Origin of the sequence: Meiothermus ruber DSM 1279, from assembly GCF_000024425.1 — a bacterium.
GTDB lineage: Bacteria > Deinococcota > Deinococci > Deinococcales > Thermaceae > Meiothermus > Meiothermus ruber.
In genome coordinates this window covers 1712264-1738461 of the sequence record NC_013946.1, presented here as the reverse complement: position 1 = coordinate 1738461, position 26198 = coordinate 1712264, and the positions used below count along the sequence as shown (strand labels likewise).

Annotated in this window: 16 protein-coding genes; 7 read left to right on the top strand and 9 right to left on the bottom strand. The window is 64.3% G+C overall.

Translation table 11 applies throughout. The features are described from left to right. Nucleotides 1-40: 40 nt before the first annotated feature. Nucleotides 41-955: a sugar ABC transporter substrate-binding protein gene (locus MRUB_RS08575; protein ID WP_013013954.1), complete on the bottom strand. Its 915-nt coding sequence runs from the start codon at nt 953-955 to the stop codon at nt 41-43. Nucleotides 956-1186: 231 nt separating this feature from the next. Here MRUB_RS08575 and MRUB_RS08570 point away from each other — a divergent pair, with 231 nt between their 5' ends. Next, on the top strand, nt 1187-1681 hold the full coding sequence (locus MRUB_RS08570) for a DivIVA domain-containing protein (RefSeq protein WP_013013953.1): 495 nt from the start codon (nt 1187-1189) through the stop codon (nt 1679-1681). A gap of 16 nt (nt 1682-1697) precedes the next feature. Here the strand turns inward: MRUB_RS08570 and MRUB_RS08565 are convergent, their stop codons facing one another. Then, nucleotides 1698-2228 (bottom strand): YdcF family protein, encoded by a 531-nt coding sequence (locus MRUB_RS08565; protein ID WP_013013952.1) that lies wholly within the window; start codon nt 2226-2228, stop codon nt 1698-1700. A 9-nt stretch (nt 2229-2237) separates the two neighbouring features. Further along, on the bottom strand, nt 2238-2819 hold the full coding sequence (locus tag MRUB_RS08560) for an HAD family hydrolase (protein WP_013013951.1): 582 nt from the start codon (nt 2817-2819) through the stop codon (nt 2238-2240). A 181-nt stretch (nt 2820-3000) separates the two neighbouring features. Here MRUB_RS08560 and hflX point away from each other — a divergent pair, with 181 nt between their 5' ends. After that, on the top strand, nt 3001-4683 hold the full coding sequence (gene hflX / locus MRUB_RS08555; RefSeq protein ID WP_013013950.1) for a GTPase HflX: 1683 nt from the start codon (nt 3001-3003) through the stop codon (nt 4681-4683). A 7-nt stretch (nt 4684-4690) separates the two neighbouring features. Here hflX and MRUB_RS08550 read toward each other — a convergent pair whose 3' ends face one another. Further along, nucleotides 4691-4957, bottom strand: coding sequence for an acylphosphatase (locus tag MRUB_RS08550; RefSeq protein ID WP_013013949.1), 267 nt, complete (start codon nt 4955-4957; stop codon nt 4691-4693). 191 nt (nt 4958-5148) lie between these two features. Here MRUB_RS08550 and MRUB_RS08545 point away from each other — a divergent pair, with 191 nt between their 5' ends. From MRUB_RS08545 to dnaG, 5 genes are all read left to right on the top strand, one after another. After that, entirely contained in the window at nt 5149-13536 is an 8388-nt protein-coding gene (locus MRUB_RS08545) for a translocation/assembly module TamB domain-containing protein (protein WP_013013948.1), read from the top strand. Between the two features lie 102 nt (nt 13537-13638). Further along, nucleotides 13639-16215, top strand: coding sequence for a BamA/OMP85 family outer membrane protein (locus MRUB_RS08540; protein WP_036198627.1), 2577 nt, complete (start codon nt 13639-13641; stop codon nt 16213-16215). Nucleotides 16216-16416: 201 nt separating this feature from the next. Further along, nucleotides 16417-16881: a hypothetical protein gene (locus MRUB_RS08535; RefSeq protein WP_013013946.1), complete on the top strand. Its 465-nt coding sequence runs from the start codon at nt 16417-16419 to the stop codon at nt 16879-16881. Between the two features lie 299 nt (nt 16882-17180). Further along, nucleotides 17181-20279, top strand: a complete 3099-nt coding sequence (locus MRUB_RS08530) for an ATP-binding protein (protein WP_015586887.1) — start codon at nt 17181-17183, stop codon at nt 20277-20279. 138 nt (nt 20280-20417) lie between these two features. After that, entirely contained in the window at nt 20418-22196 is a 1779-nt protein-coding gene (dnaG, locus tag MRUB_RS08525; RefSeq protein WP_013013944.1) for a DNA primase, read from the top strand. On the opposite strand, the gene MRUB_RS08520 is transcribed toward dnaG, so the two are convergent. From MRUB_RS08520 to MRUB_RS08500, 5 genes are read right to left on the bottom strand one after another with little or no spacing between them, the layout of a single operon-like run. After that, nucleotides 22193-22951, bottom strand: coding sequence for a 3-hydroxybutyrate dehydrogenase (locus MRUB_RS08520; RefSeq protein WP_013013943.1), 759 nt, complete (start codon nt 22949-22951; stop codon nt 22193-22195). The two genes, dnaG and MRUB_RS08520, sit on opposite strands and share 4 nt — an antisense overlap. Nucleotides 22952-22976: 25 nt before the next feature. Next, entirely contained in the window at nt 22977-23681 is a 705-nt protein-coding gene (locus tag MRUB_RS08515; RefSeq protein WP_013013942.1) for an ABC transporter ATP-binding protein, read from the bottom strand. Further along, nucleotides 23678-24394, bottom strand: coding sequence for an ABC transporter ATP-binding protein (locus MRUB_RS08510; protein WP_013013941.1), 717 nt, complete (start codon nt 24392-24394; stop codon nt 23678-23680). Before MRUB_RS08510 ends, MRUB_RS08515 begins: the two co-directional genes overlap by 4 nt. Continuing rightward, the gene (locus MRUB_RS08505) at nt 24387-25295 is read right to left on the bottom strand and encodes a branched-chain amino acid ABC transporter permease (RefSeq protein ID WP_013013940.1); all 909 of its coding nucleotides are present in this window, start codon (nt 25293-25295) and stop codon (nt 24387-24389) included. Before MRUB_RS08505 ends, MRUB_RS08510 begins: the two co-directional genes overlap by 8 nt. Further along, entirely contained in the window at nt 25292-26149 is an 858-nt protein-coding gene (locus MRUB_RS08500; protein ID WP_013013939.1) for a branched-chain amino acid ABC transporter permease, read from the bottom strand. Before MRUB_RS08500 ends, MRUB_RS08505 begins: the two co-directional genes overlap by 4 nt. Between the last annotated feature and the right edge of the window lie 49 nt (nt 26150-26198).

The following is a 26198-nucleotide window of genomic DNA, read 5'->3' as shown; positions in this document are numbered from 1 at the left end:
CCCCCCAGGGAGCCCCCAAGCCAAGCCCGTCTTCAAGCGCTTAGCGGATGCCCTTCTTGGAAAGGTCAATCACCTGGGCCGCGTTTTCCGGGGTGACGAAGCCGGGGCCGGTCAGGATGACCGGGTTGGCTGGCAGGAGCCCATACTTGATGTAGTTGTTAAGGATGATGATGGGCAGGTAGCCCTGGAGCCACTGCTGCTGGTCGATGGCAAAGGCCATCTTTTTCTGGCTGAGCGCGGTCAGTACCGCCGGCGAAAGGTCGAAGGTGCCGAAGGTGACTTTTTTGCCCTCCAGGGCTTGCAGCACCGGCTCGGCGGCCGTGGGGCCCAGGGTCAGCACCCCGTCAATGCTGGGGTCTCTTTGCAAAGCCGCCGCTACCGCATTGCGGATGCCGGTGGGGTCGCCAATCTTGACCGGAATCACGTTGGCCTTAATGCCCAGCCCGTCAAAGAAACCCTTGCAGCGCAGGTCGAGGGCCACGTTGCCCACTTCCTGGTTAATGCAGATGGCGTTCTTGACCCCGGCGGCCTTCATGCGCTTACCGGCGCCCAACCCGGCTTCGTACTCGGTCTGGCCCACGTGTACCAGCACCCCCAGGCTTTCGGCCACATCGGAGCCGGAGTTCATCGAGATCACTGGGATGCCGGCCCGCACCGCCGCCCGGATGGAGCGCTCAAGGGCCTTGCCGTCGGGAATCGAGACCACGATGCCGTTGGGCCTCGAGGCCACCGCCGCGTCAATGAGCTGGGCCATGCGCACCATATCGAAGGTCTCGGGTGCCCGGTACTCTACCCGGGCTCCGGTTTCCTTGGCGGCGGCCTCCACCCCGTTCTTCACCACCGACCAGAAAGGATCCGAAGCCTGGCCGTGGGAGATCACCACGATCCGCACCTGCTGGGCCAGCGCCAGGCCCATCCCCAAAACCAACAAAGCTGCCAACCACACCTTTTTCATGCCAGACACCTCCCTGCCAAAAATCGAGGCAGCACCGCTGAAGCCCCTTTCTTGGCCGTGACCGTTAACTCTGAGGTCGAGGGCATTGTATGCTCCGAACTTTCGTTTGTCAAGATTCTGATTACATAACGAAAGATAAACGAAATATGAAGTTTCGATTGCGAAAATCCAGGGGCCAGCCCGTACCTTGTGAAAATGCCCGGAGCCTGGTGGGTGTAGTAGTCTAAGGCCGTGGAAGATCGTATAACCGGTGAGTTTCGCATCGAACGCGGTGAGCGCAGCGACCTGACCCCTCTGGACATCCGCTACCAGGAGTTTCGCCAGGGCTTGCGCGGCTATTTGGTGGCCGAGGTGCGGGAGTACCTGGGCCGGGTGGCCGACGTCCAGACCGCCCTCATCGAAGAAAACGAGCGCTTGCGCAGCCATATCCGCGAGCTCGAGGCCCAGCTAGCCAAGGCCAAAGAGGGCGAGGCCGAGCTCAAGCGGGCGGTGGTGGCGGCTGAGCGCATCGCCCGCGAGATCAAGGCCCAGGCTGAGCGCGAGGCTGAGCTCATCCGGCGGGAGACCGAGTCCGAGCGACAGGCCGCGCTGCAAGAGCTAATTGAGCAGATGAAGCGCATCAAAAACGACATCGAACAGGTGCGCAACGAGCGCGACCTGTTTGTGAGCCAGTTTCGCGCCCTGCTCGAGGGTTACCTGGCCTCGCTGGATCGCTTCAAACGCTAAGCGCCCGACCGGGGTGTTAGCGCACCCCCAGCCGGGCCAGCAGGGCCAGCAGGCTTTCTCGATACCGGTAGGACTCCTTAAAGTTTCCGTGTACGGCAAACCCTGTGGCCTGAAGGCCGAGCTGTTCGGCCAGGATCAGGGCGCGGGGCAGATGCGGTTCGTCGGTGACGATGATGAGCCGGGACTTGCCGACCACAGGGGCAATGTTGGTGAGGTTTTCAACGGTGCGTCGGCTTTGTTGCTCGCAGTAGAGGGCTGCGGGCGGAACCCCCTTGGCTTCCAGATATGAACAACCTACCCCGCCTTCGCTGTAGCGGTCGCCAGGGGCGCGGCCCCCGGTAACGGCGATGCGGGGGGCGTACCCTTGCTGGTAGAGGCGCAGGGCAGCCTCGAGGCGGTTGCGGAAAATCACCGAGGGCTCGCCGTTGTACTGCGCGGCCCCCAACACCACAATCCAGTCGGCCTTTTGTAGGGTGCCGGGCGAGGCTTTGGGGCTAAAAAACACCAGTCCCACCGCCACAAACACCAAGGCCCACCACACGCGCATAGCTGAATTTTACCTCCAATCTTGCATAAGCGAGCGCAACAACTCCGCAGGATACTCGAAGCGGGGTCGGAGGGCCGGGTTGTGCGGCGTGGCCAAAAACCACACCGGTAGGCCGATGGCCTGCGCTGCTTGTAAATCGCCCTCCGAGTCCCCGATGTACAGGGCTTCGTGGGGCTGCAAGCCAAAATGCTCCAGGGCCCGCTCTAGGAGGGCCGGGCTGGGTTTGGGCGGGGCCTCCTCGCGGGTGAGCACCAGGGTGAAGGTCAGGCTGTGTTTTTGCAGGGCTAGCTCGGTGGCGGCCCGGTGGTTGTTGGTGAGCAAAGCGGTGGGCAGCCCCAAAGCGGCCAGCGCCCCAAGCAGCTCCGGCATGCCTTCACGCACCTCCGAACTGGCGGCCAGGGCCTGTTCGTAGGCCAGCAGCCGTTGGTGCAGCTCGGCCTGCTCGTGGGGTGGGCGCAGCGTGATGCCGTCCAGAATGAGCAGATGGCTTGGGAGCCGATGTTCTTGCTTGAAGGTGGCCCAGGGGTTGGTGGCCCGCGGGGCCAGCACAGTATCGTCTAAATCGAAGAAAACAGCCTTCAGCCTCCCCACAGGGCAAGCCTATCAAGTAGACGAATGATAAGTAAAAGCCTGCCGTTGTAACTTTTATCATCTTCCCCTGACAGCGCAGGTGTTATACTCTAAGCAAGTTGAGACTGCGAACCGCGCTCCCAGAAGCCTAAAAGGTGGAAGGAGCGGGTTTGTCTTTTGGCTCAGCTTAGGTGATGAATTAGTGGAGAAAATCTTCGGTCGCACCAACGGTCTGAAACCCAGCGAAAAGAAGCGCCTTGCCAACCTGTACAACCGCCGCGTGGGGGCCAACCGTCTGCTCACCGCCGAGCTGGCCCGTACCATGGCGGCTTTGTCGGGAGAGCTGGGCAAGCCCATCAGCCTGCTTTTGGATCGGGGTGGTCGGGTGATGCGGGTGGCGGTGGGGGATGCCAAAGAGCTGCCGGTGCCCGAGAGGGCCCTGGTGGAGACCCGGCTCTCCGGGTACCGCATCCTGCACACCCACCTGGGCTCGGGGGGGCTTTCGCGCCCGGATCTCTCGGTGTTGTTTTTGCACCGCCTGGATGCTATGGCGGCCCTCGAGGTTGAGCAGGGCCACCCCGGCCGGTTACACCTGGCCCAGCTTTCACCGCCCAAGGCCGACGAAGAAGACTGGCAAATTTTCCCCTCCAAGCCCTACCACGAGTACCTCGAGTGGGATCTGGCGGCCTCGGTGGCAGCGCTGGAAGAGGAGCTTTCACGCCAGGCCCGCGGCCTCGATCTGCGCGACGGCTCGGGGGAGCGGGCGGTGCTGGTGGGGATAGACCAGGGTGAGGGGGTGCAGGCCGAGGTAGACCTGGCCGAGCTGGCCGAGCTGGCCCGCACCGCGGGGGCGGTGGTGGCCCACAAAGAGCTGGTCTTCCGCCCCAGCCTCGACCCGCGCTACGCGGTGGGGCGTGGTAAGGTGGAGGAGCTGGTCTCCCACGCCTACCACCAGAACGCTGGCACCCTCATCTTTGGCATCGACCTGAGCGCGGCCCAGGCCCGCGAACTGGAAACCATCACCGGCCTCAAGGTGCTGGATCGCACCCAGCTCATTCTGGACATCTTCGCCCAGCATGCCCGCACCCCCGAGGCCAAGGTGCAGGTCGAACTGGCCCAGCTCAAATACCTGCTGCCGCGGCTGGTGGGTAAGGGTAAAGAGTTGTCGCGTCTGGGGGGTGGTATTGGAACCCGGGGGCCGGGGGAGACCAAGCTCGAGGTCGACCGCCGCCGCCTGCAAGACCGCATCGCTGAACTCACCCGCAAGCTGCAAGAAATTGCCGGCCGCCGCCAGGAGACCCGCCGCCAGCGGGACAAATCGGGCCTGCCCATCGTGGGGGTGGTGGGCTACACCAACGCCGGCAAGACCACCCTGATGCACGCCCTGGCTAAAAAAGGCGACGAAGGGGAGAACAAACTGTTCGCTACCCTGCGCCCGCTCACCCGCCGGGGTTTTTTGCCCGGCATAGGCGAGGTGCTGTTCACCGATACGGTGGGTTTCATACGCCACATGCCGGGCGACTTGCTGGAGGCCTTCCGCTCCACCCTGGAGGAGCTGCGCGACGCCGATGTGCTTTTGCACGTGCTGGACGCCTCGCAGGAAGGGGCGCTGGAGCGCTATCAGGTGGTGGAAGACCTGCTGGCTGAACTGGGCGTGGAGTCGCCGCAAGTGCTGGTGCTCTCTAAAGCCGATGCTGCCGACGGTTACGACCTCGAGTTCCTCAGGGAGCGGCTGGGCGGTTTTCCGGTTTCGGCGGTGCGGGGGCAGGGCCTGGGCGAGCTGAAGCAGGCCGTGGCCGAGGCTCTGTTGGCGCAGGGGGTGCGCCCGGCGGCCTGGGCCTACCCGCCGAGAGAGCCGGGGGTGGCTGCTGCCCTCACCGATTGATGCTGCTTCAGAAAGTTTGAAATCCCTTCAGGCCGGTAGCCTCGCTCCACTGCACGTCGAGCTGAAGAACCAAAGCCCCCCGGGGCCCCTGGCGCAGGTGGTGAATCAGGAGCTCCAGATCGGCTTTTTCACCTTCGGCCACCACCTCCACCCGTCCATCCGATAGGTTCTCGGCATAGCCGGAAAGGCCGAGCTCGAGGGCTTTTTTACGGGTGAAGTGGCGGTAGCCAACACCCTGCACCCGCCCGCTGACCAGTACCGTAATGCGAAACACGCCCTCAATCTACAACAGTCGGGGCAAGTAAAGGGCGCGCTTTCACAGGGGCCCTGTTCTGTAATGCTGATGACCGGGGTGGGCTGGTTTTGGACTCGGATCAAGTTCCTTGGAGTAAAAGTCAGATTTGATTGGCTCTGGATGGGTTTTTTTCCTAGCTTCCCCTCAGAGTTCTGGGCTAGACTATATGGGTGCGGTTTTGGCGCTGGGTTCCGGTAATTCTGCTCCTCCTTTTGGTGGGCCTCCCGGCCTTTCCCCCACTGATCAGCTACGCTCTGCAGGAGGGCCTCAAAGCGGCCAATTTCACCGGTCGGTGGCAGGCGGTGGGGGGGTATCTGCTGGGGGGGCTCGAGCTGCGGGGGGTGGAGCTGGAGGGCAATGGGCTGCGGCTGCAGGCCCAGCGGCTGCGCATCGGCTACAACCTGTTGAGTCTGCAACGCCGCGAACTGCCCTTGCGCATTCTGGCCGAGGAGGGCGATGTGTTCCTGCGCTGGGACACCCTCATCCCCGAGCAGCGCCAGCCAGGGGCGCCCGCGCCCTTTCAGCTGCGGGTAGACGAGCTGGTGCTGAATCGCGTGAGCGTGCAGATCGAGCAAAGCCAGAAGTTTTTTTTGCCTGCCCTGCGGGCCACCATCCGCGGCAGCGGCCCCTACCAGGTGGCGGTGGCGCTGCCCGATGGGAGGCTCTGGGCCACGGTTCGCCGTACCGGGCGTGAGTTTGAGGCCTGGCAGATCGAGGCCAGGGGCGAGCTGCGGGCGGCCCGCTACTGGTTCGAGGGTTTCGAGGCGGGGGAGCTCGAGGGCACCTGGACGATTGGCCCCAGGGTCAAGAACGGCATCCTGGGCAAGAACCAGATCAAAAACGCCACCGTCAAAATCGTGGGCTTTACCCTGACCGACATCTCTGGGGCGGTGGATTTCGACGGCCAGACCGTGACCGCCAACCTGGTCGGGCGCGGCCTGGACGGCCCCCTCAAGGGCTCGGCCACGGTGGATCTGCCGGGCCAGGAGTACCGCTTCCGGGTGGAGGGCAACCCCACCCTACCGGCCCTGGCCGCCCACTTCGGCCTGCGGCTACCGGTGAGCGGGGGCGGGCCTCTGGTGCTTTTGGGCCGGGGCTGGCAGAACATTGTGATAGATGGGCGTTACAACGGCCAAGGCCGCCTGCTGGGCGAACCCCTGACCTACCAGGGCACGCTGGCCTTCGATAAAAAGTTTCGGCTCGACACGGTGGTGGATGGGGCCCTATTCGACCGCACCTTTCAGGCCACGCTGGCCCTGCGCAACACCGACGAGTACACCGTTCGGCTGCGCGATTCTTTCCAGAGCAACCTGCGCCTGACCGGCAAGGGCCCCAACACCCAGGCCGAGGGCACCCTGGTCTGGCCGCGCCCTTTGCTGGGAGAGGCCGGGGTGCGCTTCGAGAGCCGTGGGTCGCGCTGGAACCTGAGCGTGCAGTCGGAGAACGTGGGCCTGCCCACCGCCAAACCCTTCAGCCTCTCGGGTAGCTTGCAGGGGGCGGGGGCCAGTGTGCAGGGCCGGCTGGGGCCGGTGCGCTTTGGTGGCACCTGGGACAACCTGCAGATGCAGCTTGAGGGCCTCGAGCTCCTGGTGGGCCAGCTTACAGGCCAGGCCGCCCTCAAGGCCGGGCGCTTCAGCGGCAATCTGATCTACGACTCACCCTACACCCGCTTTCCCATCGCGGTGCAGCAGGACGGGCAGACCTGGCGGCTATCCAACCGCTGGGCCAGCGGGCTGTACCGCAGCGGGGTGTTTACCCTAGGGGTGCGCGACCTGCCCTTGCAGGTGCTGGAAGCCCTGAAGCTCTCCGGTGATCTGCGCTACGCCCAAGGCAGGCTCTCGGGTAACTGGAACCTGCAGGGGGAGCGGCTGGGCCTGGAGGGCGAACTCTTCGACCTGGCCACCCGCTACCGGGGGGAGGTGCGCACCCCCTTGCGGGTGCTGCCTTTAAGCGGAACCGCCGACAGCACTGGGCTCCAAGCCCAGCTCGATACCCTCCGCATTACCGCCAATGGCCCTGAGGGGCTGCGGCTGCAAGGGCCGCTCGAGCTTGGCCCGCAGATCCGCCTCGAGGCCGACCTGGGCTTGCAGGGTTCGCGCTACCGGGGCGAGGTGCGCTTCGACACCCCCTGGTTGAGCGGGCGGCTGGAGGGGCACGGCCCGGCGCTGTGGGCCATCGCCGATGGCTATGCCCAGCTCGCTGGCCCCATCTGGCCCACCACCGCGCTCAAGGGCCGCCTGACCCTGCCCTTATCAGGGTTTGTGGAGGTGCCGGCGGTGCCCTTGGCGGTGAGCCGCACCGAGGTGCGCTGGCCGGGGGGGCGGGTGGCGCTGCGGGCGGGCCTTCCCTTTGAGGGCACCCTGCCCCTTCGGATTAATCGCCAGGCTGGCAGCCTGGAGGCCCGGGGCAACCTCGAGCGCGGCAGCCTGCTGCTGCGCACCCCCTTTGGCACCGTGAATGGGGAAGGGGCCTGGCGCAGCCTGGCGGTGCGGGGTAGCCTGAATTACGCCGGGTTCGCAGGCCAGCTACAGGGGCAGGCCGACCTCTTTGGCCTGGCCTACCAGGGGCGTTTGCAGGTACCCAGGCTCGAGGGGGCGCTGGAGTTCAGGGGTCGCAGCACCAGCCTGAGCTACGCCGGGCGCTTGCAGAACGGTCGCCTCACCCTGGCCGGTGATTATCGTCTGGTGGCCGGAAAACCGCTGGACGGGCTGCGCCTGCGGGTTATTGCCAGCGACTACAACCTGCGCGGCTGGGGGCTGCCCGGCACCCTCAAGGGCAACTGGTCGGAGCGCGGGGGGCGCCTCAGCCTGGACACCCCTTATGGACGGGCCCAGCTAAGCGGCTCGAGCCTCCTGGGGCCGGCCAACCTCGAGGCCCAGAGCCCCTACGGTACGGTGCGCGGCATGGTTAGCACCGAGGCCATCGCCTTGCGCGGGAGCCTGCGCCTGCCCTATATAAGCGGCACGCTGGCGATCTCGGGGCCCTGGAACAACCTGGGGGCACGGGGCCAGGGGCGCTACAACCTGCCCTACCTGGAGCCCCAGAACTGGCGGCTGAGTGCGGATGTGCTGGCCCAGACCTGGAGGCTGGAGGGGCCGTTGGCGCTCGAGGGCAAGGGCCTGGCTTACACGGGCCGGATTAACTGGCCCTACCGGCTGCTGGAGCGCTCGGGGGTGTTGCAGGGTGGCCTGGAAGGCCAGGGCCTCTCGCTGCGGGGCAGCCTGCGTACCACCTATGCGGGTCTGCCCATAAGCGCCGTTTTACAGGCCGAAGGCGCCGACCTGGAACGCTTGCGGGCCACCCTCGAGCTGCCCGAGGGCCGGGTGCAGCTTGCCCAAAAGCAGGCGGTCTTCGACCTCGAGACCGCCCCCCTGGCCCGCCTCTGGAACGCCGAGGTACAGGGACGGCTGCGGGGCCGCCTCGACCTGGCGGGGGTTTTATCCCGTAGCGACACGGCCCTCTCTGTGCCGAAAGGCGAGCTGGAAGGGATGTTGCGGGTGTACGGCCAGCAGGTAGTGCTGGATTACAAAGACCGCTCCCTTTCAGCTTTCCTCCCGGCCTACCGGGTGGGGGCTCTGGTGGAGCTCGAGCCCGGCCAGAATCCCCAGGTCATCGGGCTTGGTAACCTGGAGGGCCGGCTCGAGCTGGGCGAACAGCTCAATGGCCGCCTGGCCTACCGGGTGGAAGGCCTCGAGGTGGAGGCCCAGATTAGCGGGCCGCGCCTGCGCCCAACGTTCGGCCTGGAGGCCCAGGCCCCGGCTTTGCAGCTACAGGCCCAGGGCAGCTACGCCCTCCAGCAAAACCAGGGGCTGGCGCAGGTGCAGCTCGAGAGCCCCTATGCCCAGGCCAGCCTGGAACTCTCGAGCGCGGGCAGCCGCTACCAGGCCAGCGGGCACCTCTCCAGCCTGCAGTACCTGCGGCAGAGCGGCCCGCTGCGGCTCAATGGCGAAGGGGCCCGCTGGACGCTGCTCTGGGCAGCCCCCCTGCGGTTGGAGGCCCAGGGCCAGGCGGCCAACCCCGAACAGGTGCGCCTGGCGGGGGAGGCGAACCTCGAGCTGGCAGGACGCCTTTTGGCGCTCTCGGGCAGCATGGCCCTTACCGGTGAAGCCTTCTCTGGGCAGATGCGGGCCCAGGGCGAGCAGGTTTCGCTCGAGCTGCTGGGCCGGGGCAGGGACTTGCTGGCCCGTGGAACGGCCTACGGGGTCTATGTGGAAGCCCGCACCAACCGCCAGGGTGGGCTCAGCGGCCAGGCCGGCTATACCCGCAGCCTGGGCAACAGCACCCTAAAAGTCCGTGGAACCCTGAGCGGAACCCTGTGGCAGCCGGTGCTGCAAGGCGAGGGCAGCCTGGCGGGGCGCGGCGCGGCGGTGGCTTTGCGCTTCGGATACGGCTCAGAGACCCCCTCTGGTACAGCCGGGATGATTAACGGCTTGCCGGCGGCCCTCTGGGCCCAGGCCGAAGGGGCGGGGCTCTCGGCCCGTCTGGCCGGGGGTGTGCTGAGCCTTCGGATGGACAGCGACCTCGAGCCCTTCGTGGGCCTGCCCTTGCGCCTGCAGACCCAGGGTGAAGGCCCCTGGGCAAACCTGCGCCTGCCCCTAACCCTGAGCGGCCCCAACCTCGAGGCCAGTGGTACGGCCTTCCCGGCCGGGCTGCAGGTGCAGCTTCGGGGCCGCTACGAACAGCAGCGTTTTGACCTGCGCTACGACCGGCAGGCGCAGTTGCTGCTGGAGGGCCCCTACGCCACCGGCACGGCCCGCTGGGCGGGGAATGCCCCCAGCGGGTTGTTGCAGCTCGACCTTCCCTTACCCGGTGGGCGGCTGGTGGGGCAGGCCCGCCTGGACGAAGGCCGGGTGGCGCTCGAGGGCCGCGAAGGCTGGCAGGGGAGCCTGAGCGGGCGTCTGCGCGAGGGTTGGGGCCAGCCCACCCGCTGGGCGCTCGAGGCCAGCCTCAAAGGCCCCTATCCAGCCCAGAACACCCCGGTGAGCCTGGAGGGGCAGTTCGAACTGGACGCTTCCCCACTGGCCTTGCGGGGCAGCGGGCGGGTGCAGGTGCCGGAATGGGGGGCGGTGCAGTTTCTGGCCCAGGGCAGCGAGATCGAGCTGCGCGGCCTGGACGAGCTGGCCCCCCTCGCCGGGCGCTTGCGGCTGAGCCCTTTGCAGATTAACTGGTCGTACGCGGGGGCCCTGCCGCGCGGTTTGGGCACCCTCGAGGCCAGGGGCACGTACCCCGGACAGTGGGTGGTGGGCCGCTATCAGATCGCCGGGCAAAGCGCCAGCCTGGTGGGACAGGACACCACGCTTCGCCTCGGCGCACCGGGGCTGGAAGCCACCCTCACCCCCGAGCGGCTCGAGGCCCGCCTGCAGGACTACAACCTGAGCGGCCTGCGCCTGAGCGGGCGGGTTGCCGGGCCGTGGAGTGCCCTGGAAAGCAGCCTGGATTGGGCTGGGTTTGGCCGGAAAGGGGCCTTGCAGGCCACCTGGCAGCAAGGCCGCCTGCAGGCAAGCCTGCAGGGCGACCTGGAGGGGTCTCTTAACTACCAAGAGGCCTGGTCGGGGCGTCTGCGTTTTCGGGAAGGGAGCCTCGAGCTTTCCGGTACCGGGATTCCTATGGTGGAGGGCGAGGTCCTGGGCCTGGGGCTGCGCCTGCGCTACCCCATGCTGCAGGTGGCCCCCAGCCGTGAGGGCCTGAACAGCCCCACCCCGGTCAGCACCCGGCGGGCCAGCAGCCTGATGATCAACCTGGCCGAGCGCAGCGCCTCGGGCGAGCTGGACGTGCACAGCGTGGAGGTGCGGGGCCGGGGGCCTGCGCTCGAGGCGGTCTATCCTTTTGCCGGGGGGCGCCTGGTGGCTGCTTTGGACTTGCAGACTTTGGCCGTGGCTCTCTCGGCGCCCGAGCTGGGGACGGGTGAGCTGAGCTATAAGCAGGGTCGGCTGGATGGGGTGCTGAACCTCACGGCCTACGGACTGGGCCTGACCCTCGAGGGCGCCGGGCAACAGGCCAGCCTGCGGATAGAACACCCCGCAACCGAGTGGCTTCCCTGGAAAAGCGGCGTTCTGACCGGACAGATTGGCCTCGATGGCGGCTGGAAGCTGCTGTACCGCGACCCCGAACAAAAGCAGCAGATCGAGGCCGAGGGGCGTCTGCTCGAGGCCTCCGTTGCGGCTCGAGGGCCCTGGATTCAAGGACAGCTAAAATACCCCAGCCCGGGTAACTGGCAGGGTCGCTTGCAGCTCGATCTGCCCCTCGAGCCTCTTTCCAGCCGCCTGCGGCTTCGGCTGGATGGCCAGGATACCCTCAGTGCCGCGGGTAGTCTGGATGGTGATGTGGGCAGCCTCGAGATTCAAGGGGCCCTGGCCCGTAACGGCCTGCGGGCGCGGGCTGGCTTTAAGGATCTGGCCATCGAAGAGGTTCCCCAGCTTGCCAGCCGCCTGCCTTTTCTTGCGGGGCGAACCACGGGCTCGCTGGTATACGACCAGGGCCAGATGGAGTTCCGCCTTAGCAGCCCGGGGCTTAAGGTCAAGGGCGATGACCTGGTGCTGGCCATGGAGGCCAAAGGCGAGATTGCCAACGGCCTGATGCAGGCCGAAATTGACTTCGAGAAAACCGATCCATTGGGCAGCTTGGCGCAGAACGGCAACCTGGGCTCCAACCGCACAACGGCCAGGATTCGCCTGGAAAACGGCATCCTGAGCGGAGAGGCTGTGGCGGCTGCCTTCCCCCTGCACTGGCTTTTTTCAACCTGGGCCGGCGAACTGGCCGGTCAGGCTTTTTGGACGGGCCGCACCAGTTTCAGCTATAACATCCGCAACCCCTGGGCTTCCAGGGGTGTCTGGGTAGGGGAGTACCTGCGCTTCCAGGGCGGGGGCGACACCCTGGTGGGTACGGCGGCGCTGCGCTTTGAGCAGGAGCGGCTGTACATAGACCAGTTGAGCCTTTCGGGCAAGGGAACCTGGACGGGGTCGGGGTACTATGGCCGGCGGGGTAGTAACCTTCGCCTCAGCCTGGAGAACACCAGTTTTACGCCGGTTTTGCAGGTTATACCCAACCTCAAGCCGCTGGCCCCTGAGGGCAGTGGCACCCTGCGCCTGGTTTCGAATGGCGAAGCGTTTGACCTCACGCTGGAAAATTTTGGCTTCAAGCTGGGCCCGGTGCGGGCCGAGACCCCCCGCGCGGTGCTGCGCGTTGGCAACACCACCAGCGCAGAGGGTCGTATCAAACTCACCGCCCCCTACCCAGCCGAGGCCCAGCTTTCTGGCGAGGGTGACCTTAGCAACTTTACAGTTCGGGCTACGGGCCTGGCCAACCTGCCGCTCCTGAGCCCCGATGAGCCCTTTGATCTGAGCTTTAATTACCCGGCCTACACGGTGGATGCTCGTTTACAAAAACAGGATGCCCGCTTGTACGGTACGCTTTTCCCTCAGCTCATTCTAACCCTGCAGGGGCAGGTGCCGGTCAGCTACCCGCAGTACTTCTTGCTGGATGGGTTGCTCGAGACCAACCTGATTCTGCGCTACCAGCGCGGAACCTATATTCTTCAGGGGGCCGCCAATGTGATTCGAGCCCGGCTGGGCTTGCCCGAGGGGCAGCGCGAAGTGACCATTAAAGCCCCATCCGAGGCCGGCTCTACCCGTCCGGCTAATGTGATTCCCGTGGAATTCGCCAACATTCAATTTAAGGCCGATCGGGGCATTATCATTCAGGAGTCGCTGGCCCAGGGTGAGCTTGCTGGGGAGGTCTTCCTTAACGGCGAGATCACCAACCCCTACCTATCGGGGGAGGTGGTGCCCTTGCGGGGGAACTTCCGGCTGTGGGATCGCGACTTTACCATCCGGGATCGCTCCACCGAGCAGCGCAGCTATGCCCAGTTTAGCCCGGCCGCTGGCATTCTACCCGAGCTGCAGATTGTAGCCGACACGCAGGTGCAGGATCGCGCCCAGGATAACCGCCGGATCCAAATCAACCTTACGCTTAAGGGGGAATTTCTGCGGCAGAATGGGCGTATCAAGGTTAGTTTGACCCCAACTTTTGAGGCTATCTACAACAACGAAACAGCCCGCAAAGCCGACGGCCAGCCATACAGTGAGGCCGAGATCTATACCTTGCTCCTGCTGGGCCGTTCCGACCTATCGGCCCTGCCCAGCGATATTGCCCAGACCGGCCTTCAGGCGGCGATACAGAACTTTATTGTGGGGCAGCTCGAGCGCGAACTGGCCAAGGCTTTGGGGCTGGATCAGGTGCGGGTAGAAATTCCTGCCCTGAACGGTGGTACCATCGAGGAGACCCGCTTCACCATCGGGCGCTATCTGTCCCCTGAGCTGTTTTTTGCCTACTCGGTGGATCTGCGGGGCTACCAGACCATTTTTGCCGAATACCTGCAGGGCGATTATCGCCTGCGCTTCAGCACCGAGGTCTTCCCCCAGCCCAGGCCGGAAATTTCATTTGGCTGGACGATTCGCCCCCTCGGGGCCGACCTCACCATCGACCTGGCCACAGGGGTGGGGGATGGTTACCGCAGCGACGGTATTAAGTTTGGGGTGGGCTTTACTTTCCGCTTCTAAAGGATGGCTTTGGGAGGAGTTGCTTCAGATGCCAGAACAGCGCCGCTCGGCGTTGAAAGCTCTCTCACTCACGCTTCACGCGCTTCGCATATGTTTGGCAGCATGAAGCGACTGTTCGCCGTTGTGCTTTTACTGAGCGCGGCCTGGGCGGCCCCCATCCAGGAAGTGGAAGTGCGGGGTACCGATGCCGTTCTGGCTGCTCTGGTACGCATTGCGCTGCCTTTTGGGGTGGGCGATGAACCAGGTGATCTCGAGCAGGCCCGCGCGGCCGTACTGGATACCGGCTATTTCCGGGATGTGAAAATTCGATTGGAGGACAGCAAGCTGGTGGTTGAGGTGGTGACCAACCCCAGCATCACCAAAGTGACCACCTCGGCCAAGGCTTTCCCCGAGGCCAGTGTGCTGCGCTACCTGGAGACCGAACAGGCCATCGGGGTGGGCTCGGTTTTCAACCCCAAAAAGGCCAGCGAGGCGGCCCAAGCCCTGGCTAAGATCTACCGCAACGAGGGTTTCCCATTTGAACCCAGGATTGTGCCCGAGGCCAAGGAGGTGGCCGGGGGCGTGGAGCTTTCCTTCAATGTGGATGAAAGCCCCGAGCTCAAATCGGTGGAGGTGGGTGCTGCGACCTATGTTCCCAAAGAACGCCTCGAGCCGCTCTTTCAACCGGTTATCGAGAACGGGCGCTTTTCCTTTGAACGCTTCCGCGACGCGGTGGGTCGTACAGCCGATGTGTACGCTGCAGCGGGTTTTAGGGGTAGCGGGGTCAACCTGGCCGGCACCAGCCTGGTGGACGGCGTGCTCAAGGTGGCCTTCAGCGAGCTTAAGATCGTCGAGATCAGCGCTCGAGGGGTGGATATCAGCTCCCTGAACCTCAAAGTGGGCGATCCTTTCAACCTCGACCGCATACTGGACGGGGTTAATGCTCTATCCCGCAGCCTTGGGCGTGTGGTTGATTTAAGGCCCGAGCGGGTAAGCCAGGAAGGGGTACGCCTGACTTTTCAAGCCGGCGAGCAGCGCTATGGGGCGATTCGTGAAGTGCGCATAGAGGGCAACACCGCCATCCCCACAGAACAGTTGCTATCAAAGCTGCGGCTCAAACCGGGGGATGAGTACAACCCGACCCTGGCCAACGAGGATTTTGCCCGTATATTACGAGAGTACCGCGATCTTGGCTACGACCTGGTTGCCCAGCCCGATATTAGCTTCCGCGAGGGGGTCTATGTGCAACGCTTGCGCGAGCTGCGAATTGCGGGCTACCGTATCGAGCCGGCCCTGACCCGCACCGATCCCAGCGTGTTTTTGCGTGAGATGCCCCCGGTGGGCAGCCTGTTTTCGGTGAGCGTTTTGCGGCAGAGCATTACCAACATTCTGCGCACCGGCTTGCTGCGTGAGCCGCCGGGGGTACGCCCCCAGCAGGGTGAAAAACCCGAGGATGTGATCCTGGTACTGAGCTTCCGCGAGGCCCAGACCGGTAGCTTCATACCTGGAATTTCCTGGAGTAGCCTGACCGGTTGGGAAGGCAGCATTGGCATCAGCGATACCAACCTGTGGGGGCTGGCCCACCAGTACAACGTAACCTTGGGTATTAACCCCAACGATGCCGGCCAGTTCCTAACCTTTAGCGCCTCTTACCGCATTCCTTGGGTCTACATCGACTTTGCCGACTTCAAGCAGGTGCGCACCTCCTTTGGGGTGAGCATCTACAGCCAGCCGCAGGCCAACACCAGCTTCCCCCTCGAGCAGCTTTACAACGGCAACACCCCCGACCTCAACGGGGATGGGGTCATTGACGATAACGACAAAACCTCGCAGTGGCAGTATACCGAGCGCAAAACCGGTATTAGCTTCACCATCTCGCGCCCCCTGAGCAACGACCTGCCCAACCTGCGGCTTTCGGCAGGGCTCGGCTGGGAATGGAGCATCCCCTTTCTGGAGGTCAACGATCCCAACCGGCCCCGCTGTTTGGTGAAGGTCTCGGACTCGAGCAACACCGCCAACCCCTCGGTGGCCGAGGATACCGCCTGCAGCGAGGCTCTGTTGCAGGATGCCCAGAGCAAGTTTGAACAGAGCGTGCGGGAGTTTCAGGCCATCACGCTGACCCTGGGCGCGACCTACTCCACCCTCAACAGCCCTACCTTCCCCACCCAGGGCTTTTCGATCAACCTCAGCACGGGCTACGGCATCACCTTCCCTAAAGGCAGCGATGTGACGCAGTACGTTCCGGTGGTGGTCACCGGAAGAACCTATTTCCAGCTAGACCAGGCAGCGCGCCAGGCCCTGGGTTTGCGGGTTTCTGTAGGCACCATTCTAGGTACAGCGCAGGACAGCCAAAAATTCAGCCTCGGGGGTAACAGCACCGACATCACAACCCTGCGCGGTTACGACCCCCGCTTCCTGGATAAAGGCACCACCGTGCTGAACGGCTCGATTGAGTACGGCTACGACTTTGGATTGAGCCCCACCGGCGGCACCAACCTCTACGGCTTTGTGTTTGCGGATTTTGGCCGCCTGTGGCCGGCCTCGGGTGACCTGGACGCTTTCTTCCTGGGAGCTGGTGTGGGGTTGCAACTCAACCTCGACCTGCTCGGTGCGATTCTGCCGCCCATACGCCTCGACTACGGTTTTAGCCAGCGCTACCCCACAGGCCGTTTCGCGCTGCGCCTGGGCCTGGGCTTCTAAGCTAATGGGCATCCTCGAGCCCGCCAGTGGCCCGTGCCTGAAAGGGCGGTATGATACCGTTTCCGCTTGAATCCTTCACCGTTGAACGAAGCCAGAGGTGAAGGATTCAAGCCGACCGAAGGGAGTAGAAAAGCATTTCGGTAGTATCGTTTAGGCTTGCCGAAGTGAACGATACTACCGAAATGCGTATGATGGAGTTTGATGAATGCGATTGCCCGCGCTGCGGCCCTCGAGGATAGCCCGGAATCCTTCTGGGAGCGCTTTTCTCAGTACGCACAGACCTGGCCGGTAAGTCCAGAACCCCTGGGGAGCCCGGTGCTCGAGGTGCTGACCCCATGGGGTGTTTTGTATGTTTTTGACAGATCCCTAACGCCTTTTTCCGGCGAAAAGGCCTTGCTCATTATTCACGGACAGGTGGAGCGCTGGGAGGTGGCTTCCGAGACCCCCGCGATCGAGCACCTTGGCGGGGGGCGCTACAGGGTGCAGGGCCGTGTGGAAGCAGTGCTGGACAGCCGATACTTTCTGCTGGGCCTGGCAGGGGCCGGGCAAGAGAACCGGCTGCACCTGGTGCTGGCCGGCTCGAGGCTGCCGGAGCTGGGCACCCCGATTCAGGCCCACCTGGCTTCCCCGTTGATGGCTTTTCGGGCGGAAGCGTCTTTGCGCTAGTCACTTAAAGTGGGACGTGCCGAACTTTTTGCTGAGGCTAGCTGGCTGGCTTGGAAATCGCCGTCAGACTGGCTATACTTGCTGGTGTTGGGCAGTAAGCACTTGAAGGCTGGCGACCTGGCAATCTAATTTCATAGGTACCCTCACCGCATCGAACCACATTTCTAGCATGGTTTTGCCCTATGATTTGCCCTCGTTGTGGCCATAGCAGTGCGGATGGCGAGGAAATCTGCGTCCGTTGCGGTAATACGCTGCTGCCTGGGGGGACTTTCGTTCAGGAACGGCGCTGGGTAAGCGCAGTGTTTTTCGACCTTTCGAGGTTTACCGAGTACGCCCTAGCGCACCCGCTGGAAGATACCTGGGAAGCTGCCAATACCGCCTTGCAGACTGCGGCCAGCCATGTTCGAGTCTACGGTGGGCACATAGACAAGTTTTTTGGAGACGGTTTTTTGGCGGTTTTTGGCGTGCCGCGCAGCCAGGAATCGGATGCGCGGGCGGCCCTGGAAGCCGCCCGGGCGATGGTGGCTTCCAGCACCCTACCGGGCCGTGCGGGGGTCGCCAGTGGCCTGGTCCTGCGCACACCCCTCGGGGGGGGGCTGGCCGGTGACCAGACCGTACTGGGACCGGCCATCAATCTCTCTCAGCGCCTGTCGCAGGCGGCACCACCGGGTGAGGTATGGTGCGACGAAACAACCATGCGCCTGGTTCCGAGCGCAATTACCGAAGCGCTGCCACCCCAACCCCTCAAGGGTTATGCCGAGCCACTTTCTCCCTACCGCTTTCTGGGGCTACGTCCGGATCCGCCGGAGGTGTTGGGGCGGGAGCGGGAGGTGCGCATCCTGCAACGGGCTTTAGAAGCCGTGCAGGCGGGGGCTGGTAGACGCCTGGTGCTTTATGGCCCAATGGGGGTCGGCAAGTCGCACCTGGCCCGCCACCTCATCGAGACCCTCCCGGACGGGGTGCGCGGTGTGCTGGCACCTCGGCTGACCACCGGGGTGGCCCTGCGCTACGCCCTGCAACAGGCCCTGCACAGGCTGTTGCCAGGGGGGCTTTCCCAGCTCCGACAGCTTAATTTGCCGGAGCACCTTCGAACCATACTGGATTTCAGTATAGGCATTGAAGAGCATCCGGGGTTGCCCTCCGACGAGCTGGATGGTTTGTTGATTGAGGCCTGGTGGACTTTGCTGGCCCGGATAGCCCAGCAGGTGCCGATTGTGGTGGTGCTGGAAGACATGCACAACGCCGACCCCACCGTGCTCGAGTTCACCCGCCGTCCGGCGCCGCCTGGGGTGCTGCTGCTCATGGTGGCCAGGCAGAACCGCTGGGAGCCCGCCGACGATTTGGAAACCCTGCGGCTCGAGCCCCTTTCACTGGAAGATGCCCAGCGTCTTATTTTGCGCATCCGTCCCGACCTGGGCCCGGCAGCCAGTCTTCATCTGGCGGAGGCCAGTGGGGGCTACCCCCTGGCTGTGCAGGCCCTGAGCCTTACCCCCACCGGCGAACCTGAACCCATTCCGCTGTTCCAGCCCAGGCTGGATAGCCTGCCCCGCCTGGCCCGGGTGGCCTTGCAGGCCGCGGCTGTTCTGGGTGTAACCATCCCACCTGAGTTGGTAAGGCATCTGGTGGGAGAGGAGGCCGATCTGGCCCGGCTGGTTGGGGAGGGTTACCTCGAGGCCGACGACCGGGGCCAGCTACGTTTCGCGATTCCCTGGTTGCGGGAGGCGATTCTGGGTCAGGTGGGCGGGCAGCAGGTTAAAACCTGGCACCAGCAGGCGGCGCGCTGGTATCAGCGCCAGGGCCGTCTGGCCGAGGCAGCCACCCACCTCGAGGCCGCTGGCGATCTGGTTGCGGCCTACCGCATGTGGCGGGTGGTGGCCCAGCAGACCTGGGCCGAGGAGCGTTACTCAGCGGCCATACTGGGCTTCCTCGAGGCTTTGCGATTGGCTGAGGGGAATGTGCGCTGGCAGGCGGCGCTCGAGGCGGCCGAGGCCCATCTGGCCCTGGGCCGCTATGCCGAGGCCCTGGAACTGGCCAGCCGCCCGCTGGAGGCCCAGGAGCTACCCCTGAACCTGCGCCAGCGGGCCTGGGCGATCCGCCTCGAGGCGGGTCTGGCTTTGGGGCAGACCGACCTGGTGGAACGCCTGGTGCTGCACGAGGCCGCCAGCATCCGCCGAGTGGATTCAAGGTCATGCCCGCCGGAGGCTTCCCTGGGAGATGGGGACGGCCCCGGATCTCCAGAAGGCCACGAAACCAGTGTTCCGCACCAACTGGAGCCCCGCTGGGCACTGGCGCTGGCCCGTACCCTTCCGCTGGAACAGGCGCTGGCCCTGTTGGAAGGCCTACCCCCGCACCTCGAGGGCGCAGCCAGGCTGATCCGGGCTCGGGGCTGGTTACGCTCCGGACAGCTAAAGCTGGCCCAGGCGCAGTGTGAGGACTACCTCAGGGAGTTTGCCAACAGCCCGGCAGAAACCTTTGAGGCGCGGCAAATTCTATCCGAGGTGCTCTGGCGACAGTTTAGGCTCGAGGAGGCCCTGAGGGCCTTGGGCCCGCCGCCAGGTGAGGTGCTGCCTTCCTGGTTTAGCAGCCTATACAACAGCAACCTGGCTGACCTGCAGCTTGACCGGGGCCAGCTCGAGGAAGCAGGGGCTCTGCTGGAGGAAAGCCTGCTGCTGCTCGAGGGCGCGCCTCCTTGGGCGATCGAGCGGATCAGCCGTGTTCGCTTGCGCTACTTGATTGAATCGGGCCAGTTAGAGGACGCGCTCTACTTTGGGGAGTCGGCGGTGGCTCGAGCCCCCTCTCCCAGCCTGCTGGCTACTCTGGCCCTGGCCTATGCCCTGGCCCCCGGACAGCACAACCACCAGATGCTCCAGCGGATGCTCAAAGGCCTGGAGGGCCAGCAGCAGCCCGAGGTGCAGGCTGCCTGTGCGCTGGCCAGGGGGATCCACTCGTGGTACTGGGAGCGGGGCGGGGCCGACCATCTGCGCCGGGCGGCCCAGTTGGCGCGGCAGGCCCATAACCCCAGGCTCTTTTTCTACGCGCTGCTGGGCCTCGGCTACCTGCACCACACCCGGAACCCCAAAAAGGCCCTGACGATAACGCGCTACCTGCTACGAAAAACCGCGGTGGCTGGTTTTGTGGTGTATCACGGCTATGCCCGCTTATTACAGGCCCAGATCTTACTCACCAGGGGCCAGGATCCCACCGACTTGCTGACGTTTGAAGCCAAAACGCCCTTGGCCGAGCTGTGGGTCGTGCTTATGCGGGGGGCTCTGAAGGGTGAAAAACCCCGCATAAACACTGTTGGCTTCCGGGGGTATGGTGTGCTGGGTGTCCTGGCCCGCTACTTTTTTCAACGGCCCACGGGGCTTTTGAAACCGCGTTCCAGGCAGCTCGAGTAAGATTGCGTCTTACGGCGATGCTTATAAACGATTGGAGCGTTGCCGAAAAACCCCTTTAGTTTCGGGCCCTTTGCCGCCAGGGCGGGTTAGAATGGTGGTCTAAATTTACCGGTCTGGTGGTCTGTTAGACCTGCACCTATGGATGCCCAAATTGCCCAAGCCATCGAACTGATTCGCTCTCGGATGCCCATTCGAGAGCTGGTGGGCCGGTATGTTGCGCTCAAACCAAGTGGGAAGGGCGTCTGGAAGGGCCTGTGCCCTTTTCACCAGGAAAAAACCCCCTCCTTTCAGGTCAGCGAAGACAAAGGGCTGTGCTACTGCTTTGGCTGTAAGAACGGGGGGGATATCTTCGCTTTCTTACAGAAGATCGAGGGGATTGGGTTTCGGGAGGCCCTGGAGCGCCTGGCCCAGGAGACTGGTGTAGAACTGCCGCAGTTTAAGGGGCGTTCCTCTGGGCGCAAAGAGGCTTTGCAGATTCTCGAGCTCACCCAGGCCTACTTCCGTGCCAACCTATCCGGTTCGGCCGAGCGATACCTGCAGGAGCGCGGCCTGAACCCTGCCTCCATCGAGCGCTTTGGCCTGGGTTACGCGCCCAAAAGCTGGGATGGTCTGATTCGACATCTTCAGGGGCACGGCGTTGACCCTCAGGAAGCCGTGGAAGCCGGGGTGTTGGTGGAGCGCGAAGGCCGCTACTTCGACCGCTTCCGCCACCGCGTGACCTTTCCAGTTCTGGATCCTATGGGCCGCATTGTGGCTTTCACCGCTCGAGCCCTGGAAAAAGACGACAACCCCAAGTACCTCAACTCCCCGGAGACCGCCCTGTTCAAAAAGAGCCAGCTCCTGTACGGCTATCCCCAGGCCCGGTCGACTATCCGCGAGCGGGGGCGGGCGGTGGTGGTGGAAGGGTTGTTTGATGTTATCGCCCTGCACCAGATGGGCTTTACTGAGGCGGTGGCGGTGCTGGGCTCGTCGCTTTCCGGTGAGCAGGCCCACCTTCTGCGGCGGGCCGATGCTGCCGAGCTTTACCTTGCCTTCGACGCCGACGAGGCCGGGCGCAAGGCCACCTTGCAGAGCCTGAACCTAGAGATTGCCCGTAGCTTTGTGGTCTATGCGGTGCTGCTGGAGGATGGCAAAGACCCGGGCGATCTGCTGCTGCTCCCTGATGGCAAAGAGCGCTTCGAGGTGGCGCTGGAGGCGGCCCTGCCCGAGGTGGAGTACCGCTTTGAGGCGGCGGCGGCGGGGTTAGACCTTAAGCGCCCCGAGCATAAGCAAAAAGTCCTCGAGGCCCTCAAGCCCCGCTTGATCTCGAGCGAGCCTTTCGACCCGGTGGTGGAAAAGCTCAAGGCCAAGGTTATCAGCGCCCTGGAACTGAGCCCGCGCGCCCTGGAAGACTACCTGGCCCGGGCCCGCACCCCAAAGCGTGCGGCCTCTGCAGCGCCCGACCGAACCCTGGGCATTGGGCTGGCCCGGCCCGACCTCACAGAGAAACGCCTTTTGCGCGAGCTGGACGTTATCGCCCTGCTATACTCGGTGCCCGAGGAAGAGTTTTTGCAGTGGGCGCTTTACGTGGAAGACCACACCTGGCCGCCCGAGGGCAGCCTCTTGGCCGAATTCATGCAGGCGGCCCGCTCAGAGCAGGGTAAAAGCCGTATCTTGAGGTATTTTGAGCAGCGTGGAGAAGGGGCCCGTTTGATGGATGTTCTCATGAAAAGCCCCAGCTTCGATCAACAGAACCTCGAGGCCCACCTGAATGTGGCCCTGGCCCGGGTGCGGGAGGTTTACTACGAGCTGCGCCTGGACAAACTCAAGGCCCAGCTCAATAGCACCGCCGACCTCGACAAGACTCGTACCCTGACCAAAGAGATCCAGGAGGTGCTGCAGGCCATCGAGGCGGAGCGGCGGGTGTATAAGCGCTAGCGCGCCGTCCAGCCCAGATCCATCACCTGCGCCGAACCTGTGATGGCCCCGGCCTTATCGGAAGCCAGGAACAGTGCGTACTCTGCTACCTCTTCGGGCTCGATGAGGCGCCTGATAGCCGCGGGCGCCAGCATGACCTGTTCGATGACCTGGGCTTCAGGGATGCCCAGCGTGCGGGCCTGGTCGGCAATTTGCGAGGTGACCAGGGGGGTGCGCACGTAGGCCGGGCAGATGGCGTTGCAGGTGATGCCGTACTCCCCGACCTCGAGCGCCACCGTTTTGGTCAGGCCCAGTAAGCCGTGCTTGGCCGCGATGTAGGCCGACTTGTAGGGGCTGGCGACCAAGCCGTGTAACGACGCGATGTTGATAATCCGGCCCCAACGCCTTTGCTTCATGGCCGGTAGGGTGTGCTTGATGAGCTGAAATGGGGCCGTGAGCAGCACCTGGAGCATGAGGTTCCAGGTTTCCAGGGGAAACTCATCCACCGGATGGATGCGCTGCAAGCCGGCGTTATTCACCAGGATGTCGATGGGGCCCAGCTCGAGCGCCCGTTGGGCCAGGTCTCTAACGGCCTGCTGATCGGAGAGGTCGGCCTGAATAAAGGTGCCCCCCACGGCCTTGGCGACTTCGCCGGCTGCGGGGGACAGATCGTTGAGGATTACCCTGGCCCCTTCCCGGGCGAACACTTCGGCGATGGCCCTGCCAATGCCGCTACCTGCACCGGTGATGAGGGCGGTTTTTCCCTTCAGTTGCATAGTTTCATGCTACCTTGTGGCGGGCTTACAAAGCCAGGTAGGCTTTCTGCACGCCTGGGTTGCTCAGGAGCTCCTGTGCGCTGCCGCTCAGTACAACCTTCCCGTGCTCGACCACGTAGCCCCGGTCGGCCACTTCCAGCGACAGCGCCACGTTCTGTTCGACCAGCAGCACCCCCACCCCCTCGGCCTTCACCTGGGCTAAGGTGGTCAGCACCTCCTCGGCCAGCTTGGGGGAAAGCCCCAGGCTGGGCTCATCCACCATCAGGATTCTGGGTCGGCCCATCAGGGCCCGTCCGATAGCCAGCATCTGCTGCTCCCCCCCCGAGAGGGTACCGGCCATCTGCTTGCGCCGTTCAGCCAGGCGGGGGAAAAGGGTGTAGATGCGCTCCAAACCCTCCTGGCGGTATGGCCAGGCCAGGAAGGCCGCCCCCAGGCGTAGGTTTTCCTCCACGCTCATGAGGGGAAAAAGTTGCCGCCCCTCGGGCACGTGCCCCAGACCCCGGCGGGCCCGCTGGGCTGCCGAGAGGCCCTGCAGGCTGGTTTCATCGAGCCACACCCCGCCGCCCCAGGGTCGTAGCAGGCCGGAGATGGTGCGCAAGGCCGTGGTTTTTCCGGCCCCGTTGGCCCCCAGGAGGGCCACCAACTCACCCTGGGCCACCTCGAGCGAAAGCCCAAACAACACCTGGGCCTTGCCGTAGCCAACCGTTAGCTGCTTGACGCGTAGCCTCATTGGGCCCTCCCCAGATAAGCCTCGCGCACCTTGGGGTTGGCGGCCACCGCATCGTAGGGCCCCTCGGCGATCACCCGGCCATAGTCCATTACCACCACCCGGTCGGCCAGGGCCCGCACCACCGGCATCAGGTGCTCGATGAACAGCACCGTTACGCCGCTGTCCCGGATTCGCCGCACCAGTGCCACCGCCTCCAGGGCCTCCGAAGGGCGCAGCCCGGCCATCACCTCGTCCAGGAGCAACAGCCTGGGCTGGGTGCAAAGGGCCCGGGCGAGCTCGAGGCGCTTGTCCTCCAGAAGCGTGAGCTCCCCGGCGGGGGTCTGGGCTTTAGGAGCCAGGCCGGTGAGCTCGATGACCTCCGCCACCACCCGTTCAGCCACTTTGCGCGGGGTGCTGGGTTTACCGTACAGAGCCCCGACCAGAAGGTTTTCCCACACGCTCATCTCCGGGAAGGGCTGCACAATCTGAAAGGCCCGTCCCAGGCCCTTCCAGGTGCGCACTTCCGGTGGAGCATGGGTGATCTCCTGGCCTAAAAACTCGATCCGACCCTCGTCGGGGCGGAGCAGGCCCGAAAGCAGGTTCAGCAGGGTGCTCTTACCGGCGCCGTTGGGGCCGATCACCGCCAGAATTTCACCGGGTGCTACCTGAAGGCTAACCTCATTGGCCGCTGTCACCCCACCAAAGCGTTTGCAAAGGCCCTGAACGCTAAGCATGGCCCGCCCCCTTACGGTGAAAGAGGCTGACCAGCCCCCTGGGCAAAAACAGGATGGTCAGCACCAGAATTACCCCATAGACCACCAGATACCCCTCGCCGATGCGCAGCCGCAGCCAGGTCTCGAGGCTCACGATAATCAACCCCCCCAGCAGGGGCCCGGTGGTGGTATACAGTCCGCCAAAAATGGGGATCACCAGAGCCTCCACAGCCCGCCCCAGGCCAAAGGCATCGTAAGGGGAGAGGAATAGGGTCTTCATGGCGTAAACCCCACCGGCCAGCCCGGCCAGAAAAGCGGAAATCATAAACGCCAGGAGCTTAACCCGTACCACCGGAACCCCCAGCACCCGGGCCACGGCCTCGCCCTGCCGGGTAGCGGCCATGGCGTAGTGCAGGCGGCTTCTGCTCAGAAGAAGGCTAATCCCGGCGGCCAGGGCCAGCACGCCCACGGCCAGGTAGTAGCCGCCGAGGGGGAAGGCTCCTCCGAACGCGGGCTGTACCGGCAGGCCGATAGCCCCTCCGGTGAAGGGGGCTTTGAGCACCAGGGTGCGCATTACCTCGCTGAAGGCCAGGGTGGCGATGGCAAAGTACATGCCGTGCAGGCGCAGGGTGGCCAGGCCCAGGAAGAGGCTCGAGGCCCCGGCCACCACCCCCCCCACCAGCAAAGCGGGCAGCGTGCCCAGGGCCGGGGCTGCGAGCGCGGCGGCGTAGGCCCCCAGGCCGAAGAAGGCCCCGTGGGCCAGCGAGAGCTGCCCGGTGCGGGCCAGCAGATCCCAGGCCAGGGCCAGTGCACTGATCAAGAAGGCAAACTGGGCGGTATCCAGCAAAAAGGCCCGCCACTCACCCAACGGCAGCCCTGGCAGTACCAGGGCTACCAGCAAAAGCAGTCCCACCAGTATCATGCGGCCCTCCAGCTACGCCAGGTGAGGGCCACGAAGATGACCAGAAAGAACACAGCCTCTACCCAGCCCCCTCCGCCCGGCAGATAGGTGCTGACCAGGGCCTCGGCCAGGGCCAGGATGATGGCGGCTGGCACCACCCCCCGCAGGTTGCCCAGCCCCGCCATCACGATGATGGCAAAGGCTTTGAGGGTGTAGGCAAAGCCCACCGTGGGGGAGGCGTAGAGCATCACCGAGAGCATCACCCCGGCCACCCCGGCCAGGGCCGCCGAAAGCCCAAAGGCCAGCAGGTACACCCGCTGGGTCTCGATGCCCAGAAGCCCCGGTGCCAGTCGATTTTGCGCCACCGCCCGTACCGCCAGGCCCAATCGGGTGCGATCCAGAAAGCCATACAGCGCACCCAGAATGACAACCGAAAGACCAAAAGCCAGCAGCGGCGGTACGCCAAACGAAAGACCGCCCAGGCTGAGGGTGGCCCCCTGGTAGCTGGTGGAGACCACACGGGTATCGGCGCCAAAGAGCAGCAAGGCGATGTTTTGCAAGGCCACCGAAAGACCAAAGGTAAGCAGCATCTGGTTGAGCTCAGGGGCGGCCAGCACGGGACGGATCAGCCCCAGGTAGGTGATGGCTCCTACCCCAAAGAGCACCAAGGCCGCCAATCCCAGAGAAAGAAAGGGGTCCAGGCCGGTGCCCACAAAGAGCAGATAGGCAATGAAAGCCCCAATCATGGTGAACTCGCCGTGGGCAAAGTTGACGATGCCCACCACGCCCACCGCGAGCGCCAGTCCGCTGGCTACCAGGGCGTATATGCCGGCGGCCAGGATGCCGTTGATGAGGGTTTGTAGCAGCAATTCCATAGTTTGTGGGGACGGGCTTCCCAAGCGCCAGTAGGCCAACCTTCCGTCG